The sequence below is a fragment of the Cupriavidus numazuensis genome (genome assembly GCF_905397435.1).
Classification (GTDB): Bacteria; Pseudomonadota; Gammaproteobacteria; order Burkholderiales; family Burkholderiaceae; genus Cupriavidus; species Cupriavidus numazuensis.
Genome location: NZ_CAJPVI010000100.1, coordinates 1 through 17,697 on the forward strand (window position 1 = coordinate 1; position 17,697 = coordinate 17,697).

General features: G+C 56.8%; 15 protein-coding genes and 3 pseudogenes. 6 read left to right on the plus strand and 12 right to left on the minus strand.

Translation table 11 applies throughout. From position 1 onward, the window contains the following. Nucleotides 1–114: 114 nt before the first annotated feature. The gene (locus KHO41_RS39235) at nt 115–384 is read left to right on the plus strand and encodes a TolC family protein (RefSeq protein WP_211958590.1); all 270 of its coding nucleotides are present in this window, start codon (nt 115–117) and stop codon (nt 382–384) included. 119 nt (nt 385–503) lie between these two features. Here the strand turns inward: KHO41_RS39235 and KHO41_RS39240 are convergent, their stop codons facing one another. The 6 genes and pseudogenes from KHO41_RS39240 to KHO41_RS39265 all read right to left on the minus strand — a co-directional run bounded on the left by KHO41_RS39240 (nt 504) and on the right by KHO41_RS39265 (nt 7,342). Next, complete coding sequence (locus KHO41_RS39240; RefSeq protein ID WP_211958591.1) at nt 504–1,592, minus strand: caspase family protein; 1,089 nt, start codon at nt 1,590–1,592, stop codon at nt 504–506. Nucleotides 1,593–1,618: 26 nt separating this feature from the next. Then, nucleotides 1,619–3,064 (minus strand): effector-associated domain EAD1-containing protein, encoded by a 1,446-nt coding sequence (locus KHO41_RS39245; protein ID WP_211958592.1) that lies wholly within the window; start codon nt 3,062–3,064, stop codon nt 1,619–1,621. After that, on the minus strand, nt 3,064–4,107 hold the full coding sequence (locus tag KHO41_RS39250) for a GAP1-N1 domain-containing protein (protein WP_211958593.1): 1,044 nt from the start codon (nt 4,105–4,107) through the stop codon (nt 3,064–3,066). The genes KHO41_RS39245 and KHO41_RS39250 overlap by 1 nt, the downstream gene beginning before the upstream one ends. Nucleotides 4,108–4,111: 4 nt before the next feature. Further along, nucleotides 4,112–4,948 carry a TRAFAC clade GTPase domain-containing protein gene (locus KHO41_RS39255; RefSeq protein ID WP_211958594.1) on the minus strand — a complete coding sequence of 279 codons (837 nt, stop codon included), beginning with the start codon at nt 4,946–4,948 and terminating at the stop codon, nt 4,112–4,114. Between the two features lie 3 nt (nt 4,949–4,951). Beyond that, nucleotides 4,952–5,737, minus strand: coding sequence for a TRAFAC clade GTPase domain-containing protein (locus tag KHO41_RS39260; RefSeq protein ID WP_211958595.1), 786 nt, complete (start codon nt 5,735–5,737; stop codon nt 4,952–4,954). A gap of 175 nt (nt 5,738–5,912) precedes the next feature. Continuing rightward, nucleotides 5,913–7,342 (minus strand): annotated as a pseudogene (locus KHO41_RS39265) (GTPase-associated system all-helical protein GASH). Nucleotides 7,343–7,760: 418 nt separating this feature from the next. Here KHO41_RS39265 and KHO41_RS39275 point away from each other — a divergent pair. Next, nucleotides 7,761–7,973, plus strand: a pseudogene (locus tag KHO41_RS39275) (IS607 family transposase); the annotation flags it as partial. Nucleotides 7,974–8,053: 80 nt separating this feature from the next. Here KHO41_RS39275 and KHO41_RS39280 read toward each other — a convergent pair. The 3 genes from KHO41_RS39280 to KHO41_RS39290 form a co-directional block, all read right to left on the minus strand. Beyond that, on the minus strand, nt 8,054–9,427 hold the full coding sequence (locus tag KHO41_RS39280) for an MFS transporter (protein WP_211958598.1): 1,374 nt from the start codon (nt 9,425–9,427) through the stop codon (nt 8,054–8,056). A 199-nt stretch (nt 9,428–9,626) separates the two neighbouring features. Continuing rightward, complete coding sequence (locus KHO41_RS39285) at nt 9,627–10,832, minus strand: CaiB/BaiF CoA transferase family protein (RefSeq protein ID WP_211958599.1); 1,206 nt, start codon at nt 10,830–10,832, stop codon at nt 9,627–9,629. A 314-nt stretch (nt 10,833–11,146) separates the two neighbouring features. Next, nucleotides 11,147–11,989 carry a helix-turn-helix domain-containing protein gene (locus tag KHO41_RS39290; protein WP_211958600.1) on the minus strand — a complete coding sequence of 281 codons (843 nt, stop codon included), beginning with the start codon at nt 11,987–11,989 and terminating at the stop codon, nt 11,147–11,149. A 986-nt stretch (nt 11,990–12,975) separates the two neighbouring features. Between KHO41_RS39290 and KHO41_RS39295 the strand changes: the two genes are divergently transcribed. The 3 genes from KHO41_RS39295 to KHO41_RS39305 all read left to right on the plus strand — a co-directional run bounded on the left by KHO41_RS39295 (nt 12,976) and on the right by KHO41_RS39305 (nt 15,469). Continuing rightward, nucleotides 12,976–13,719: an SDR family NAD(P)-dependent oxidoreductase gene (locus tag KHO41_RS39295; protein WP_211958601.1), complete on the plus strand. Its 744-nt coding sequence runs from the start codon at nt 12,976–12,978 to the stop codon at nt 13,717–13,719. A gap of 3 nt (nt 13,720–13,722) precedes the next feature. Further along, on the plus strand, nt 13,723–14,418 hold the full coding sequence (locus tag KHO41_RS39300; protein ID WP_211958602.1) for a glutathione S-transferase family protein: 696 nt from the start codon (nt 13,723–13,725) through the stop codon (nt 14,416–14,418). A gap of 172 nt (nt 14,419–14,590) precedes the next feature. Next, nucleotides 14,591–15,469, plus strand: coding sequence for a helix-turn-helix domain-containing protein (locus KHO41_RS39305; RefSeq protein ID WP_244874243.1), 879 nt, complete (start codon nt 14,591–14,593; stop codon nt 15,467–15,469). On the opposite strand, the gene KHO41_RS42115 is transcribed toward KHO41_RS39305, so the two are convergent. Both KHO41_RS42115 and KHO41_RS39310 read right to left on the minus strand, forming a co-directional pair. Further along, entirely contained in the window at nt 15,414–15,806 is a 393-nt protein-coding gene (locus KHO41_RS42115) for a zinc ribbon domain-containing protein (protein WP_455363903.1), read from the minus strand. The two genes, KHO41_RS39305 and KHO41_RS42115, sit on opposite strands and share 56 nt — an antisense overlap. Then, on the minus strand, nt 15,803–16,633 hold the full coding sequence (locus KHO41_RS39310) for an enoyl-CoA hydratase/isomerase family protein (protein WP_211958603.1): 831 nt from the start codon (nt 16,631–16,633) through the stop codon (nt 15,803–15,805). Before KHO41_RS39310 ends, KHO41_RS42115 begins: the two co-directional genes overlap by 4 nt. A gap of 107 nt (nt 16,634–16,740) precedes the next feature. Here KHO41_RS39310 and KHO41_RS39315 point away from each other — a divergent pair, with 107 nt between their 5' ends. After that, nucleotides 16,741–17,208, plus strand: a complete 468-nt coding sequence (locus KHO41_RS39315; protein ID WP_211958604.1) for a winged helix-turn-helix transcriptional regulator — start codon at nt 16,741–16,743, stop codon at nt 17,206–17,208. A gap of 389 nt (nt 17,209–17,597) precedes the next feature. Here KHO41_RS39315 and KHO41_RS39320 read toward each other — a convergent pair. After that, nucleotides 17,598–17,697: pseudogene (locus KHO41_RS39320) on the minus strand (IS5/IS1182 family transposase); the annotation flags it as partial.

The following is a 17,697-nucleotide window of genomic DNA, read 5'->3' on the forward strand; positions in this document are numbered from 1 at the left end:
TGCGGTTGCAACTGACGACTTTCAGTTCCGGGGATTTCTCTTTCATCGGTATCCTCCTGTGGTGGGTGGACACCATCATCCTCATTCAGCGACCCGTTTGATAGACGCCGGGAAATGACTGCATACAATGCTTCGCTGGCGGCGGGAGTCGAGCAGACCCGACGTGCTGCTGAGCTTGCGCGGACGCAGTATCGCTTTGGGTATATCGGACTGCTTGACGTACTGGTTGCCGAGCGCGACCTGCTTAGCGCAGAATCGCAGCAGGCCGCCTCTGATGCCAGCCTGCGCGTCGGCCTGGTGCGCATATTTGCCGCAGCGGGCGGGGGATGGAAAGTTGGCAGTGGGGAAACCCGAAAGTCCAGCGAACTCGCGCCTGATGCATAGTGGTTGATTAGAATCCCTTTGCCAGGGCACATGCTGCCTTCCGAGAAAGCGGAAGGCGCATGATTCGGCCAGCTCGAAGCCTAGGCCAAGTGACGGCAAGTACGCTCAAACGCTCGCGCTCAAGGCGCCTGCAGCATCGCCAACTGCGGATGGTTCGAAAAGTCTTCCTGCGCTGTCTTTAGCAAGCTGCCAAAGTTGATATTCCTGCCTCCCCCGCCCTGTTTCAGCGTTCGAAGCGCTGCATGCCAAGCAGCCTGACCAGTGGGATGAAACTGGAGACGAGATAGGTCACCACCTGCGCGGCTCCACACCTCCTGATCCTTCGGTCCGAATGGGTAAAGCTCGACCAATACCTTCTCTAGCACGGACCAAGGGTCCGCCTCTCGCGCCGTGCCCGTGGTCTCGGGGCTGTACGGCGACTTCTTTCCGCCTTGGCTCAGCGCGACAGCGAAGTTGCCTTCAAGGTCGTCAGCCTTAAAGATTGGGTGCTGGTTGTCTGGGATCAGCTTAGGCACCTCTTCGGAGATGTAGTTAAACAGGTCAAAGACCTTGATGAGGCCGCTCGCGCTCTTGTCAGCAGCTCCGCGCAAACCTTCCAGCAGTACGGTCGTGAAAACGCTGTTCCTAGCGTTCGTGAATACGGCTGACACTTCGTCAGCGCGACACGACGCCATCAGGGCCCGCCCACTTCCCACTGCCAGCTTTGCGAAGGTGTTTTGCGTATAGCCAGTCTTAAACTCGTGGCCTTTGCCATCAGTCAGGCTCTTCGAGATTGCAGCGCCCCCAGCATGACAGGCGTCGATGAAGACCAGGACTCGCTTCGCCTTGATGCGCGCAAGAGCCGCGGCTAACTCGGAGGAGCCAATGGATGTGTTCTCAAAATCAGCGAGGTCGCTATCCACGGTTACGAGCGCGCTGTCGTTACCCACGACGGCACCGTGGCCGGAGAAGAACACGCAGGCCGTGTCATCTGGGCCTGCCCGGGCCGCTAGTTCGTCCAGACCTTTCAATACAGCTGCCCGCGTAGCGTCTGCGTCCAGGAGAGTGACGACGTTAGCGGGAGCGTAAGCACAGCACTTCGGCGATGCGAGCGTCGCGGCGACGTCGTTGACGTCGTTGAGGATCGCATCAGGTAGGCCAGAAACTTTTTGATAGTTCGCCACGCCGATAAGAAGGGCGTGGCCTTGCGGGTAGCCAGTTGGGTTCATGTTTCAACGATTGGTATGCAGGAGCATCAACGCCAGCCAACGATGTCCGTGTCGTTGGCATACAGGCGCAGCTTCTCGTTCCAGGGGAAATCCTCGCACATAACCGTAAGGAGCTTACGCGTAGTCGGACGGCCGCCGTAACGGATTGAATTCAATGCAGTGTGCCAACGTGTTGCTCCGGTCTGAGACCATCCTGGCAGGTCGGCATTCTTGCCGCCGGCCCGTGACCAGAGCTCATTGCCATCGGGACCACTTGGATAGAGTTCACGAGCCTCTTGCTCAAACGCGCTCCACTTTTCGGCCGCACTTGGTTTTGAGATTTCAAGTTTCCAACGCGTATAAAAGCCAAGCAAGCCCGCGCACAGTCGTAGCCCTGGTATGAGATCTGAACGATGGTCGGCAAGCCGGTCCGACAGATACGTGGCCGCACGCTCCCAACGTCGGGACATCACAAGCGTTCCCAGTTGCTCAGATTCCGTATGAGAAAGAAGGCGAACGTCCCTCAAGAGGTTGCTTAGCCACTTGATAAACACATCCTCTAGGAATGAAGGTAGTGCCCTGACGATCGCTAGACGCGCACCAACCGTCACCGATGGCCTTTCAAGCACGGGCTGCAAACTCGAACTCGCCATGATTGCGCGCTCAAGCGGGGCTTCAGGAGGATTCACCACCGCGGCTTTCGCAGCGAAGTCTAGCCAGCCGGTTGCGGTCGCCTGCAGGTAGTGGTCACGATGTGAGGCGGGTAGTAGTGACCACAGCCGCGCCCGCTCTGGGGTGGCGGTCAGGTCAGCCAAGGGTGTCTGTGCCAGTGCCTCGAGTAGGCCGGTGTCGACTGACCGTCCTTCGACGAGTTGAGCTACAACGGTGTCGCGGACACCGCGGGCATTGCTTGCTGCGTTCCACAGGCGAGAGTTCTTGCCAATCGCAGCGCCCCAGACCTTTTGCTCGATGATGTCGTCGCAATGAATGCCAGACAGGATCTGAGGGTGGGCGGCGGCCGCGTCTGCGCACAATTCGACCAAACGCAAGTCCTTATGCGCGAGTGCGCATTCCAACATCTGGGGAGGGCTCGCATACCGAAGGGCTGATCGCAGACCACCGCTTTGGCCCGGGTCCATGTCCACCTTGAGCTGCTCACCTGCGGCATCGAGTGGGGGTAGCGTTGAAGCGAGTACGGCGCCGTACGCGGTCAGCCAGCGCTTCTTCAGCAGCGGCGAGAGTAGAGAGGCCGGAGTGGCAACGTTGAGCCTCCTGGGCACTTCGTCCGCCAGCCGCTGCTCAATTGCTGCGTCAGCCGGTAGCTTGCCTATGGCTGCGGCGAATGCCGGTCGGCTACGTTCGGCCCATCTCCAGATTGCTTTGGAAAGGGTGATCCCGTCTCGACGAGCGGCAGTCAATAAGCCGGCTGTCACCGCAGCGCGCCACGGCGCCAATGCGAGATCCTCATCAACTGAGGCCTCGACCATTTCCATTAAATCGCTGTCGTCCGCGGGCGCAAATCCGAGGTTGCTGACGAGGTTCCCAACGGCTTCCAAAGCGACTGCGTGTTGGCAAAACCAGCGAGCGCCAAATTCCTCATTGGCAGCAGCTGCTTACAGCCTGCTGCTGGAATCAAGGCCGTGAACCGACCAATGAGCGTTTCCTTGATGTTTGCGCCGAGCGTCGGCTGATTTGAAAGGCCATCAGCCAAGCGTATGGCAGCCAGCAAACTATCGAAGCTATCTTCGCCGGAATAGAGGGTGTGCAGCCGTTCAAGCCTGCTCAGTTCCTTGAGCGTATGAACTTCAAGGCCCAACTCTTCGGCGAGAGCCAGGATTGGCTGCACGTCGCGCTGGCCGCAGAGAATCTCTGCCGATTCAGATTCCGGGCTTTTGTCGTCTGGCTTGACTATACGGTGCTTCGTCCAGCGAGCTTGGAGCTGCTCGGGTGTGCATACGAGCGCCGGCGCGGGTTGCTCTACCACGTCGTTCGGACCGAAGCTCAGCCGAAACGCGAAGGTTCGTCTCAAGGCCGGCCAGAGATTCCTCCACAGTGAATCGACGAGGAGCTCGAATCCCTCGACGCCCAATCGGACAACTGGAGCCAGTCCTTGGGCTGTCAACGCGTTGGCCGCCCCAATCAGGTCAGCGGCGGGCGCGTGGATGCAGGTCGCAGCGCCAAGCTCAAGCGTCTCCACCGAATTGGGGCATTCTGCAGCCGATGGTGCCAGCAACGTGAACAATGCGGCCAGGCTTCCGACCTCACACATTTCGTCCAGGCTGACGATTAGCGCGTGAGTCACCACCATGCCGCCGCGCGACGCAGTCGAATCCAGAAATGTGCGAGCGAGAATATAGTGGTCGTTGCTGGGAAAGCCTCGAACGAACGGTGACCAAGCCTGGACGCCTGGAGGCACTGCATCCGGCAGGTCGAGCTTCGATGCGATGGCAGCGGCTATGTGCGCACTCGCACTCGATACTCTGAGTCCGTGGCCGCGGCCCGGGACCTCGCCATAGACGGCTTGCTCGACTCGCATTCGCTCAGAACCCATCGGCCATCAAAAGTTGGATCGGCAAGGTAATATCGTGGCTCTTCTCACCATCGGGCAGCACAACGTAGCCGAACTCTTCGGGGCCGCGGATTGCATAATCCGGGTCCGCATCCGTCTTGCTGAGCGCGCGTCCTAGGGCTGACAGGCCAATAACCGTGGGCGACGTCCAATTGCTGCGCACGAACGACCACAGCATCGGCAGTCGAGACGCCAGAAGGTCAGCCGGGAGCTCCGTCGTTTCAAGCTCATCCCAGCAGCTCAGCAAGATGGTCAAGCGTGGCTTGCGAAGCGGTCGGTCCAAATGGAACTGCGCCAGGTACAGCAGCATCTGGAGGAGCTCCACTGTCCTTGCCTGGTCTGACGGCTCGTATGCAGCTTCCTCTCCCTGAGGCTCAGCCGCAGTGAATGACTGCAGTGGGCGCGAGAACAGGTCGTCTTCGGACCGAAGCGAATGCAGTCTGATGAGCAAGACCCAGTCCGTAGCTTCGAGCACACGCTCGTGCCAGGCGGTTGGAATCCGGCGCTGCGTGACAAGGTTGCGGACCTGTTCGCCCCCATAGTCCGGCCAAACCAGTTCGGCGTAGCGCCCCGCCTCATCAGTAATGGGCCAGACGCTCTCGACGTAGGTGCTAGCCGGTGTGTGGTCGGTCGCCATTCCCTCAGTCAAGCAACTGAGAGCTTTAGTGAACGCCTCCAGGTTCGTTGGAGCGCCGGACATCTTCAGCGCCCACGCCTTGACCATGAGCCGCTTCAAAAACTGCGCCCCATAGTGAGTCTTCCCGACGTTCGACTCGCCGACCAACAAGATGGTGTGTTGAGCTGCCACCAGCTATCTCCCACCGAATCGAAAAAGCGGGTCGTGACGAGACGATTCCGTCGTGGGCAAATCCACCCCAGCGCGCTTGGTGCTAAGGATCCAGCCAAATAGCTCGCGGAAACCTACTGCGGCGTCAATCTCGCCACGGGGGTACACGCTGACTGTGAATTCCGGGACGCTTGATGAGACCGACGCCACCGCTTTTCTTATCTGCGCTTCCATGGCTGGCGCCACGGCGACGTCCCCCTTCGTCCAGACGAGTGCCAGACGCCGTCCGCGGGCCTCGGCCACTGCACGCTGAGCGAGGAGCTGAAAGTCGTTTCGAGCGGACCCCATCTTGGGTCCGGCAAGTGCCTCACGGTCAGCAATCAGCAGCGAGACGTCTGCGTGCCGGGCAATCCAACGAGCCCCTTCCGCGTCGGCTGCCTGCTCGTTGGCCGCCCATTTCTGAAACCACTCGCCGGGTGCATCGGCAAAAAGAAGGTCGCGTAGCGACCCATCCTCGCGGCGAAAGCCTAGATGAAGCATACCGGGTGCTCGAGCCGCTCCGCTGGGCGTGTGAGGCGGAAAGCGTGGAGGCTGCCCTGGCTTCCAGCGTAGGCAGGTCGCCACCGCCTCCCAACCTGCCAGCGTGTATGAGTTGCTGAAAGAATTGGCGCCGGTCGTCAGTGCACCTTGACCCAGCAGCAGGTAGAACGCGCCCAGGATAGTCGTCTTACCTGCGCTTTCGGGGCCGACGATGCCGACAGTAATGGGCTTAACCCTGCCGCTGATGAAGTTGAGGTCAGACTCTCCCATCGCCAAGCCGCTCCATGGGAGCAGCATCTGGTCGGAGTCAGACGGGGCGGCTACGGCGTCCGTGCTGACGACACGCTTCCACTCAGGGCACTTATCGAGCCGAATGTGGCCAAGCGTGCAGGATGTATTGTCGTCAGCAAAACAGTTGGATTGGGGGCACCTGTGCATGAATGCCTTACTTCTTCTTGGTCCGCTTGGCTGGGCTGTCGCTGGTGGCGCGTGCAGCCTGAAGCTCACGGAATAGGTATGTCCCCCAATCGGATGGGGTCATCTTGGTGGAAGCGTCTACCCCACCGAGTGCGCGCAGAGTCGTCGCTTCGACTGCGCGTGAATCCTGCGGGTGCCCAATCAGCGATAGCAGCGGACCTCGACCATCTGGTGCAGGTGCGTACTGCTCAGCCAGCGCGCGGAGAGGCTGCATGAATGCAGATGTCCTGGCGTCTTGCACAAGGCTAGCCATGTCGCGCTCGCCGTTGCCTTGGTCATTCTTTTCAGCGGGAAGGCAGCGCACAGCCTCCCGCAGGAAGGCTGACACGCTTGCAGGTGAGTAAGTTGGCACCTGTTCATGTAGGTCGAGCGCCATCAAGGCAGAGGCCTCGAACGGTGGCAAGTCAAGGTAGCTCGCATGCGCGCTCGGGGAATACAGTGCTTCCTTCCACCAAAGCAGGTTCGTGCGGCGCTGCAAACCTGCTGTCGCGCCGCTAAAGCTGGCTAACGCCTTGTCAACGTGAGCGGTGACCGCCTTCGCCAACGTCGACAGCGGCCCCGAGAGGTCGAGGGGGGCCGGCGCAAGCTTCTCGGCCATCCCATCCAACGTCTCTGCGATGGCGACGCTCATCCTCTTTGCAAATTCTTGCGCCCACGCCTGGGGATTACTGTTGGGTTGATGCTGATTCGGGTTGGTGGGTCCCCATGGCCCTGCGGCGGAATGGACATTCGCCTGAAGCTCACTCTGATTGACAGTGGGGGCCTCATATTCCGTAGACACTGCGACTGGCGGCGTGTACTGCAACGGCTCGAGCGTAACCATCTCTGGCGTTGCCCACTCTGCCTCGGCGCGCGCATCGACCTTAGTCTCAATTTCGCTAACGGCTTCGCGCCAAATGTCAGCTTCATCGGACGTTTCGGCGTGGGCCAAGGCATTGCGCGCCGTGTTGACGAAGGCGACGGCAATCGCATCGTCGGAACGCGCTGCCTGCACGATCGCGTCTAACAGGATGGCCCTCAAGATGCCAACGGGGCGCACGGCAAAGGCGTTTGCAACAGTCTCCCATTGTTTGCGGAGGGCGGCCATTGCCTCATCTACGGATGGGTCTGTCGCTGCAACGTTGGGGTCGCCACCATCGTGAAGCTGGCAGTCTTTGAGGGCGACTTTCGAAGCGTCGCTGACAGGTCTTTTGCCGTGGACCGAAGCTTGCCGAGTTTGATGTCATCGCCATTGAGGTCGATCGCTCCAATCTCAAGAAACCGCATCAGAAATTCTTGATCCATCCACTGGCTCCAGACCTTTGTTGTGATGCCGCGAAATAGTCCGAGGCGATTCTTGACCGTCCAAGTGCATGTGCTCGGTCCCCGCACATCCTCCCCGTGCGTTGTTCGCCCCATCTCAATGAGGTATTTGAAGCGAGATGATACCAGCACAGCACTAATTTCCGGATCGTCCCAACGGTCGCGGAAGGGTGGGTTATCCACCGGTATGGCGGGAGGGTCTCAAGTGAAGAGCGGACCAAATGCTCACAGGCTCAAAAGGATAGGCTGCATAAACCTGATCATGCGTGTGTAAAACGGTTGCCTATACCCGGTTATGAACAAGCCGGGAACAACCCTCCTTGCAATCGGCGAAGCGGCTGCCGCCCTTGGCGTGGCTGTTGCGACCTTGCGGCGCTATGCGTCGGAGGAGGTCCCCACCGTTTCCGGCGCGCAAATGCCTGCTGCCGGTAAGACCGTCTGCTACGCCTGAACTTCGTCCCTTGACCAGAGCGCGCAACTCCAGACGCAGGCGGCCCGCCTTGAGCGGCATTGCCAGGAAGGTGGGTTCGCGAAAGTCGAGGTCGTGACGGACCTGGGCAGCGGGCTGAACTATCGGAAGACGGGCCTGCAACTCATTCTGGTCGTCTTCCTGCGCGGGCGCGTGAGCCGCTTGGTCATCGTGACGAAGGACCGGCTGCTGCGCTTCGGCAGCGAATTGCGTTCCAGAGTTGCCGGTTTCTTGGCGTTGACATCCTGGCGCCCGTAGATAGTCCAATCGCAGCTCTAACCGGTTGCAAAGTCGAAAGGCCAGCGCGGTGTGGCAGTGCTGGCCTTTCAATTCAAGCTTCAGGCGCGTCTGCGCACATCGCTTCTGAAGGTGGTGCTATCTCGTACGACGTCGGGCGAGGCAGTGTCGTCCGGACTTGGTGCAGAAAACCGTACCTGTCGAACCAACGAGACGGCGGCCGCCCCGAGCGCAGCTACCACCCCAATCATCAGGAAATTTTGATTCAATGGTAGTTTCATTGATACCAGAGTGCCGATAATAATCGGGGCAGCGATGGCACCGATACGTCCGACGCCTGCTGCAAAGCCTACTCCGGTCGAACGAATCGACATTGGATAGAACTGCGCTGCATAGGCATAGAGAAGACTCTGAACACCTAGGATAGAAGCACCGGCAACAGCCACAAGCAACATCGGCTCCACGCCATAGCCCAATAGGGTGGTTGACATTGCGGCCATGACAAAGAATGCGAACGTCACCCACTTGATCCCAAATTTATCAGCGAACCATCCGCCGACAACATTTCCGGCAATCGCGCCCGCGTTATAAATTAGCAAGAAGGTAAGCGCTGAACCGAGGTTGTATCCGGCCAAGGCCATCAAATTGACCAGCCACGAGCTCATTGCGTACATAAGGAATAGGCTCGCGAAGAATGCGCCCCAAAGCATCACGGAGCTAAGGCCGCGACCGTCCTCGAACAATCTACCCAGTGACAGTTCTGCTTTGTCTTTGGGGGGGAGGAGAAATGTCGCTTTGGCATCGATCAGAACGTCTGGGCGCATCTCCGTGAGGATGGATCGTAGTTGGCTATCCTTATTTCTCTTGATAAGAAAGGATAGCGAATCTGGAAGCCTAAACAAAATAAAAGGAACGAGAAGGATGGGAATTCCAGCGGCGATAAAAGCGGATTCCCATCCGTGAGTTTCGATAAACTGCTTTCCGACTAGTGCGGCGGCCATGCCACCGAAAGCGTAACCACATCCAACTATTGCAACCAGACCACTACGCATCTTCTTTGGCGCGTATTCCGTCATGTGCGCTACCACGTTCGGTATCGCACCGCCGATTCCAACACCCGCGAAGAATCGCATCACGCTAAAAGAAATAGGGTCGCTGGTAAGGCCGGCTCCGGCAGTGAAGACGCTAAAGAGGATTGTTGCGATAGCGATTGCACGCCGACGTCCCAGGGCGTCGGCAAGGGTGCCTAGGATAACAGCGCCAAACATCATGCCAAACAGCGCGGAACTGGCCATGAAGCCCGCCGTCGTCGCATTGACGTTCATCGATTTCATAATGCTTGGCAGTGCGGTCCCCGCTACGGCGAGATCATAGCCGTCGCAAATGAGGATAAGGAAGCACCAGAATGACACTCTCCAATGTAAACTATTAAATGCGGCATCGTCTGTTATTTTCTGCACGTCAATTTTGTGCATTTTGTCTCCTTGTGTGATTCTTATATTGAGCCAGCCTTATGGATATTAAAGGCCATCAGGCCGGCCGGGGTGGAATCTACTCGGCGCAATACAGCAACACAGCCACGTGGATTTCTATTACCTCGGTTTTCACGCTTTTGAATTATATGGATTGCTGAAGGAGGGCTATGCTTCCGCCCTCCTTCAGCAATGAAGTCATTTATTGGTAAGATGGGATGCGAATGACGCGGGATGCAATCAACTCTGCCACAGCCTTGTCGCTGTACCCTAATTCGCGGAGGATCGCTGACGTGTGCTCGCCAATTCGCGGTGCCGGTCGGATGGGCTGCCCCGCGATGGATTCGAATTGCGCAGCAGGTTGAGGCTGCCGTACTCGGCCCACAGTTGGTTGGTCGAATTCCTTGATCAGTTCCCGGGCGACAACTTGTTCGTTCTGCACAAGCTCATTTCGCCGCAGAATTGGTGCGCATGGCACATCGGCGTTGTCGAGTCTTTCGAGCCACTCAGCCGAAGTGCGTTGCTTGATCAGTTCGCCCATCAGCAAGATTCTGTCCATTCCATTGGCTGTGCGAGCTGAGGGCGTGCTGAAGCGAGGGTCGGTTTTAAGTTCAGGGTGCCCGGACGCCTCACAGAACCCGGACCACTCGGAATCGGAAATTGTCCCGACGGTGATGTAGCCATCCTTAGTCTCGAATACAAGGTCTGGCCGCAGATTCGGGTCAGCAGTCGCGGCTTCTTTACCGACGACGGTGTACTGCATCATGCCTTCAGGCCAGAGATACGAGATCATGGCGTCGAGCATGGCGACTTTGATATGCTCTCCCCGCCCGCTTTGCTCGCGTCCATACAACGCCGCACAGATCGCCTGGGCAGTGAAGATTGCGGCGGTCTTGTCGGCGACAATGGTACGGATCATCCGAGGCCGGCCGGTTTGTGGATCCGCTTGAATGTCAGCGAATCCTGATAGCCCCTGAACGATGGGGTCATAGACTCGCTTCTTGAAGTACGGGCCATCATCGCCCACGCCGCTAATCGAAACGTAGATCAGCCGCGGAAACTTCTCGCGAAGTTGCTCCGGCCCCATTCCGAGCCGTTCCATTGCTCCGGGCCTGAAGTTCTGCACCAGAACATCTGCGTCCGCTAACAGCTTGAGAAGAATCTCCCTGCCTTCCTGGGACTTCGCATCAACGGAGATCGAGCGCTTTCCGCGGTTGGATGAGATAAAAAGTGCCGAGAATTCACCTTGCTTGTCAATTGCTTGACGGCTGCGTCTGGTGATATCGCCAGACAGCGGCTCTACTTTCAGTACGCTCGCCCCTTGATCTGCAAGGAACATCGTGGCCAACGGGCCGGAAACTACACCTGTGAAGTCGACGATTTTCACGCCATCTAACGGACCAGCCATTTAAAGCTCCTTATCTCCATATCTATTCGTCGAAGTGCGCATAATTGCGCTTACTACCCGTGTCTGCTGCAAAACTATGTCGGCCTGGATCGCACAGTGACTATGACGATTGTTTAATAGTCGGATGGGCTGAGAAATACAGCCCGTTAAATCGGTTAATTCTGTTCCATATTTATGCAATCGCAATGATCAAAAGCAGTGCGCAGGTGATAATTGAAATGCGAAGAGAGAAGATTGATTTCTCGCTGGTGGATTCCGTCAATAAATCGATTTCGTGAGTCATCATTTGTTTTCCTCTTTGTTTATGAAAACACTTATAAATACGATGATGATTCGCTCATATCTGGCCTCGACTGAATCGATAATTGATGATGACGAAAGTTGGAAGGAGTCACACCTTGCATCTTCTTGAAGATCGTCGAGAAGTGCTGTGATTGGCTGAAGCCGCATGCGAGAGCGATGTTCGTAATGCTTTCCTGGGTCGACGTTAGCATTTGTCGTGCCTCGCGAAGACGCATGTCGAGTATGTAGCGGTGGGGCGACGCCCCCTTGCTCTCCCCGAATGCACGCAGGAAATGACGCACGCTCAGGCCGGCGACGTCTGCAAGGTCGACGAGCGTAATCGGGGCGGCAAGGTTTGTCAGGATGTAATCCTCTACACGGTGCAGCGTCCTCGCCGTCAGACCGCCTTTGGAGGGCCTACCGACTCCCTTACTCCGGTTAACTCCGGCTGCGCGAGCGAGATGCACAAGTGTTTGGTACACCCATCCTTCGGCATATAAATGGAAGAGGGCGTCAGGACTACTTGCTTGGGAGCGTAAATCGACCAAACTGCGAATAAGTTCTTGGTTTGAAAAACCCACCAACGGTTTGTCGATTGATACGCCAAGCCGCTGTGCGGCTATAGTCGGATCAATAAATATAATCGTGTATTCACAAACCGAGTCAAAGAAAAACTCACCACGTATATCGGACTCTGCCGGAAACATCGAGAGCGGTCGATCGGGAGTAATCCATGAGTTTACGCTTTCGCCATTAATGTTCAGTCGGCACTCACCGGATCCCAATGTGTACCAAAATAGGCAGATTTTAGGCTGGCGAAAATCCCATTTAACGGCCGCTTCTGAGTTTCTCCGAAGGATTTCAATGTAAGCCATGGGCGTGTCGATCCTTGCTGAGGCAGTAAGATTTCCCGACACGTACCGGCGGTATCGACTTTCAATTGTCACAGCACTTTCTCCTGCAATTGTCGATGTCATCGAGGCCGCGCGTGCTAGCTTAAAAAGGCATTTCCTTGGCTAACACTTCCTGAAGTTCGCTTTTTGATTATGCATAGGAGGAGGCGAGGGCGAATGCACAAAAACGCCATAGTTTCCGCGTTAGCGCCAAGGAAAACCCTGCTTGCGAGTGCTTCATGAGCGTCTTCTCTCGTTGACGAACAGTCGCCTGAGAGCGTGCGCTCGCCGAAAGCGTGGCCTTGAGCTGGCGCCTGCGCTGGGACGAGCGCGGCTCGCGTGCGATTGTCGTGTTCCGTCATCCGCCTGCCGAGTCGACCACTTGGTCGTGACCGAGACGGACCTGTACGGCAACACGCACGGAACCTGCGGCTACCGCTGCTGCGCGAGGACGCCACTTTGGGGCAGCGCGAGCCCGTGCTTGCTGTCTGACGCCGTGCGCCAGGCCCGTCAAGCTGGCCAAGGACACAAGTAAGCCACTGGTGGGCCGAGGACCTGGATTTCAGCGCCAAGAACTGATCTTGAGCAATCCACCCTATACGTCAACGATCGCTGCAGTGAAGTACACCGCGTGCTGGTACGGATGTCCTTACCCAGGTGCGGGGGCGCCATGAAGTCCAGCGGCTACCTGTTAGAAAAGACCGCAGATCACGGGAAGGTGTCTGGGGCGAGGTTCATACAGTGTTTAGGAGTCCGGTCTGCGAGCAATGGCTCGGAGTCGGGCCGCTTCAGTCGGATTCAGTTACCTCCAATGCAGCAATGCAGGCGTTGGCAATTGGTGAAGTTCATGGCGGTTTGACGTACGAAGCGGCGCTCTACTGCAAGCCTATGTAGAAGTCGACGTGTAAAACTAAGTCACCCCTCAAGAGGCAGAGGCACCTCACAAGAGGACAAATTGGAGACGAACAATGGAAAAGAGTAACAAAGTGGCGTTGTTGGTGGCTGCAGGGGACGCCGTCGGCGCAGCTGTTGCGCGCAAATTTGCGACGAATGGCTACAAGGTCTGTATTGCCAGAAGGGATGCAGAGAAGTCACAGGCGCTCATTGATGAGTTGACGGAGCAGGGCTGTGATATTCGGGCGTTTAGCGTAGATGCTCGTAAGGAAAGCCAGGTACAAGAACTGTTTGCCCGAGTCGAAGCAGAAGTGGGTCCCATCGAGGTGTCCCTTTATAACGGAGGGGCGAACATCAAAAAGCCGCTCTTGGAGACGACGGAGAAGATCTTTCACCGCTCGTGGGAGCTTGCCTGCTTTGCAGGCTTCCTGGTGGGTCGGGAGGCGGCAAGGTATATGGTGCCGCGTGGGCGGGGGACCATGCTTTTTACAGGGGCGACGTCGAGCCTTCGCGGCGGCGCCGGCTACGCAGCGTTTTCTGCAGCCAAGATGGGGCTTCGAGGTGCCGTTCAGGCGATGGCACGCGAATTGGGGCCGCTCAACATCCATGTAATGCATTTGATCATTGACGCGGGTGTAGACAGCGCAGAGATTCACCGCCGTTTGGCGGTTGAACTTGGCATTGACGCCTCCAAGCTTCCTCCAGATTCGATGACGAAGACAGCATCGATTGCAGACACCTACTGGTATGTTCATCAGCAGCCGCGAGATGCGTGGACACACGAGATGGATATTCGTCCTGCTATCGAAAAGTGGTGAACTATGGGCGATCTGACACTTTGGGGGGTCGGAACGACCCGGACCATGCGTCCCCATTGGGCGATGCACGAATTGGGACTTAACTACACCACGATGCCCATTAGTCCGCGGAGTGGTGAGACACAAACAAAAGAATTCACCGCTCTAAATGCGCGGCAGAAGGTCCCTTTGCTTCAAGACAATGATTTCGTGATGGGGGAAAGCGCCGCTATTGTCTCCTACCTATCTGGGGCTTACTCCACATCCGAAACGTCGTTGATTCCGACGTCTAGTGTCGACTATGCACAGTGGCTAGAATGGTGCTTCTTTCTGGTGACGGAATTGGATTCCGCAAGCCTGTATGTCATTCGGCGGCACAGCGACCTGAAGCATATTTACGGCGATGCACCAGAGGTCGTTTTGCAAGCGGCGGCATACTTTACAAAGCAACTTCTGCATGTGGAATCGGCGCTGGCGGATGGCAGGAACTATCTGTTGGGAGATTTTTTTTCTAGCGCAGATATCATCCTAACGACATGTCTGACGTGGGCTATATTTTACAATATTTGCCTACCTAGACAATTTCACGCGTACTTGCGTCGCATTGCTGAGAGGCCAGGGTATAAGAGGGGCTATGCCGCAAACTTCAGTCAGCCGTCCGATCCATCGACGGCAGTCTTTCGCGTCGGTCATTGGGAAGATCTTTTAGCGCTCGAATGAGCGGCTACATTGCGGGCGAGGCCGGTGTGATCACGGCCTTGCCATGGCGTGCGGGGAGCGCTTTGGGAGCACCATTCCGGTGCAGCCATGCTGCTGCTGCGATGCAAAATCACGCGTACATCGAAAGCTATATAATCTGTGACATTCAGGATAGATATGCCGGAGTGCATTAATGATGCAAGGCTGCGCAGACATAAACCCTCACGAGGTACGCGAAGTCGGCGGAGAACTCATATCTAGTCTTATTGTTGACAGCGAAGCGACCCGGCTCGAAATTTTGACCCGCCGAACGCCAGGACAAGTCGTCTGGCGTTTTTGTCAGCCTCAACCGGCACTTTTTTGGTGGAGGCGTGGGGCACAAGGGGTGCGCCTGCAAGTCGACGGCCACCAAATACACTCTGCGATCAATCCAAAAGCGAACATGGCATTGTTCCCCGCGGGGACATCGATTGAAGGTGAGTTTGATGTCGGTACCAACTGCGACTACACCGCAGTGTTCTTCAAACCGTCGCCTTTCTTGGCACAAGTTGCTTGTCGCCTGGACCGGCCGCTCGTGGGGTTTGCGGATGAGGACCTGCAACGCGGACTGGATGCCTTGTGCCGCGAGTCTCGCAACGCAGACAGCCTCTATGAACTCTTTTCAGAAGGCTGGGCAATGCAAGCAGTTGCGTTGTTGGCGCGAATTGGCGGACAGAAGTTGGAAATTGCGCGTCAACGAGGTGGATTAGCTCCGGCGAAGCTCAAGCGCGTAATCGATTATGTTGGCAGTGATCTTTCGCGCTCCTTCACTATAGACGAACTAGCTCATATCGCGGGGATTAGTCCCAGGCATTTTATTAGAAGCTTCCAAGAGAGCGTAGGACAAACGCCATTGCGATTCATAAATGGTCTGCGTGTTGAACAAGCAAAGCAGCTCCTTGTCGATCGTGATAAGACTACTACAGAGGTCGCCCAGGATTGCGGCTTCAGCCATGCTCAGCACTTTAGTACGGCGTTTAAGAAGGCCACCGGTGTAACTCCATCGGAGTTTCGAAGGGCCACGATGCTTTAAGCATTATGCTGGCCAGAAAGGTTGTCGGATAACAAGTACGCAAACCTTGACGTCCTCTGCGCCCTAACGGACAGAGATTCCTTCTGCAAGAGGGGCACGTCCGCTCGGGGCCTCTGAAGAGACCAGAGCGGCTTGGCCGGCCGCTGCGGAAAAAGGCTTCTTCCATTCTCGATAGACCAATGCGCAGGTTGTTCTTCGCTGCATTGACGTCTCGGTCGTACCTTGTCTGGCACACCGAACAGGTCCAGTCTCGCAGGCTTAATCCTGCGAGACCTACCGGACCGATCCGTTGAGTGTTTCTTCGACCAGTGCAAGTACGAGCACTGTTGGTTTTCAGATTTCGCCCAGCACCCGCCCGAAGTTCAACTCCGTGTCACCGCGGGTATCGAGACCAATTTTCCGAATCATGCCGATTCTGTCCTGGCACTCGGGAGAACGAGCCAATGCCTGAAAGATTGCCGCATCGCTGCGCACGGCGTCAATTGTGGGGAGTGCGATGGCATTGACCCGCTCCTTGATAGTGAGAAGGCCTTGGCGCGAGAACTTCGCAATACGCTTGGCAAGCTGTATCACATATGTCTCCAATTGGCTGGCCGGCAGGGCCTTATTGATCCAGCCATATTCCACGGCCTCGTCAGCACTATAGTCGTTGGAAGAAAGAAGCACTTCCAAGGCGCGGCCACGGCCCATCAGCCTTGTCAGATGCTGCACTGCCCCCGAGCCGGGCATGAGGCCAACGCCGGCTTCCGGTTGCCCGAAGACCGCGTGCTCCTTCGAGGCAAACCGCATATCGCATGCGAGGGCGAACTCGCTTCCCGCGCCTCGGGTGCGACCTTCGATCTGGGCAATTGTGATTGCCTTGGTATCGGCGACTCGTCGGAGCAATGTGCCAAGAAAATTGTCGCCTGGCCCTCCGGATTTCGATGCGGCCGCCGTGTAGTCAGCGACGTTGGTGATGTCCGCACGCGAAAGAAAAAAGTCGGGGTCGTCGCTCTTGAATACGACCACATTGCAGTCTTGCCTTTGCTCAAGCGCGTCCAGCAAAGCCACTAGGTCGTTGATGAAGCTCGCACCGACGAAGTTGAGCGGTGGGTTCTTGATGCTGACTGTAAGTACACCGTCCGAGAACGATGTGGAGAGGCACGACATCTCGGGATACATCATTGACTCCTACTCAAGAAATGGTTCGCCTGTGGTTCTATAATAGAACCAAGCGACTCGAGTGTATTATGAGCGGTTCTATAACGCAACCGAGAATCTGAAGGTGTCTCATGCGACGCAAGATCCTTGATCCCAGCCCATGTCCTATCGGACGCGCGCTCAATGAGATTGGCGATTGGTGGACACTGCTGATCGTCAGAGAAGCATTTCACGGAGCGACACGCTTCCGTGACTTTGAGCGCCTTCCGATTTCCAAGAACATCCTGTCCATACGACTGAAGCTCTTGCTCGAGGCGGGAATCTTCGAGTTAGAGTCGAGCGATGAAGCCGGGAGGGCGGTGTCCACCTACAGATTGACGGAAAAGGGCGAGAAGCTTTGGATGGTTCTTGTCTCGCTGCGACAGTGGGGTGAAGAGTTCCTATTCGACGAAGGCGAGGAGATGTCTTGGCTGCTGGATCCAGCGGGCCAGCCCGTGAAACGTCTTAGGGTGCAGGCTAGCGATGGCACCGACCTGACCAGAAGGCAGACAAGGCTAGAGGTACGCCAAGTGACCGTCTCTGCCGGCAAACCTCAGTGATTATTGGGCGCATATGGAGATGCGAACTCTATCGTTTAGCATTGGCCGGTGGTCGACTATGAAGCAGAATGCGCCGCAGGCCCTTCTTCCGATAGTTCAGTTCGGCGCCCAGGTCCGCCACGGTCTTGCCGGCGGCAGGCGTTTGCGCGCTGGAAACGGTGCGGACCGCCTCCGATGCGTAGCACCGACAGCCGCCTAGAATAATTTCACTTTCGTGAAATATGCGAGTCGAAGCGGATGAAGACAGCGATCTCGCGTCTTTGAGTTCATGTTACGGCACCTTTGTCGACACGAGCCTATTCTTGCTTTGGCCCCCTGGTTGCTACGCGCGCCCCTCATGGCCGACGGGTTCTCCTTGCGAGCGCGGACTTTGCGGCGTCTAAGAACGGCTAACAAAACTGTTCAACAAATCGAGAGCAGATGACAGCGCAAGCGAGCGTGAGCAGAGCCAGATGAATATCGAGACGTCGTTCGAAGCGAATGCGCAAC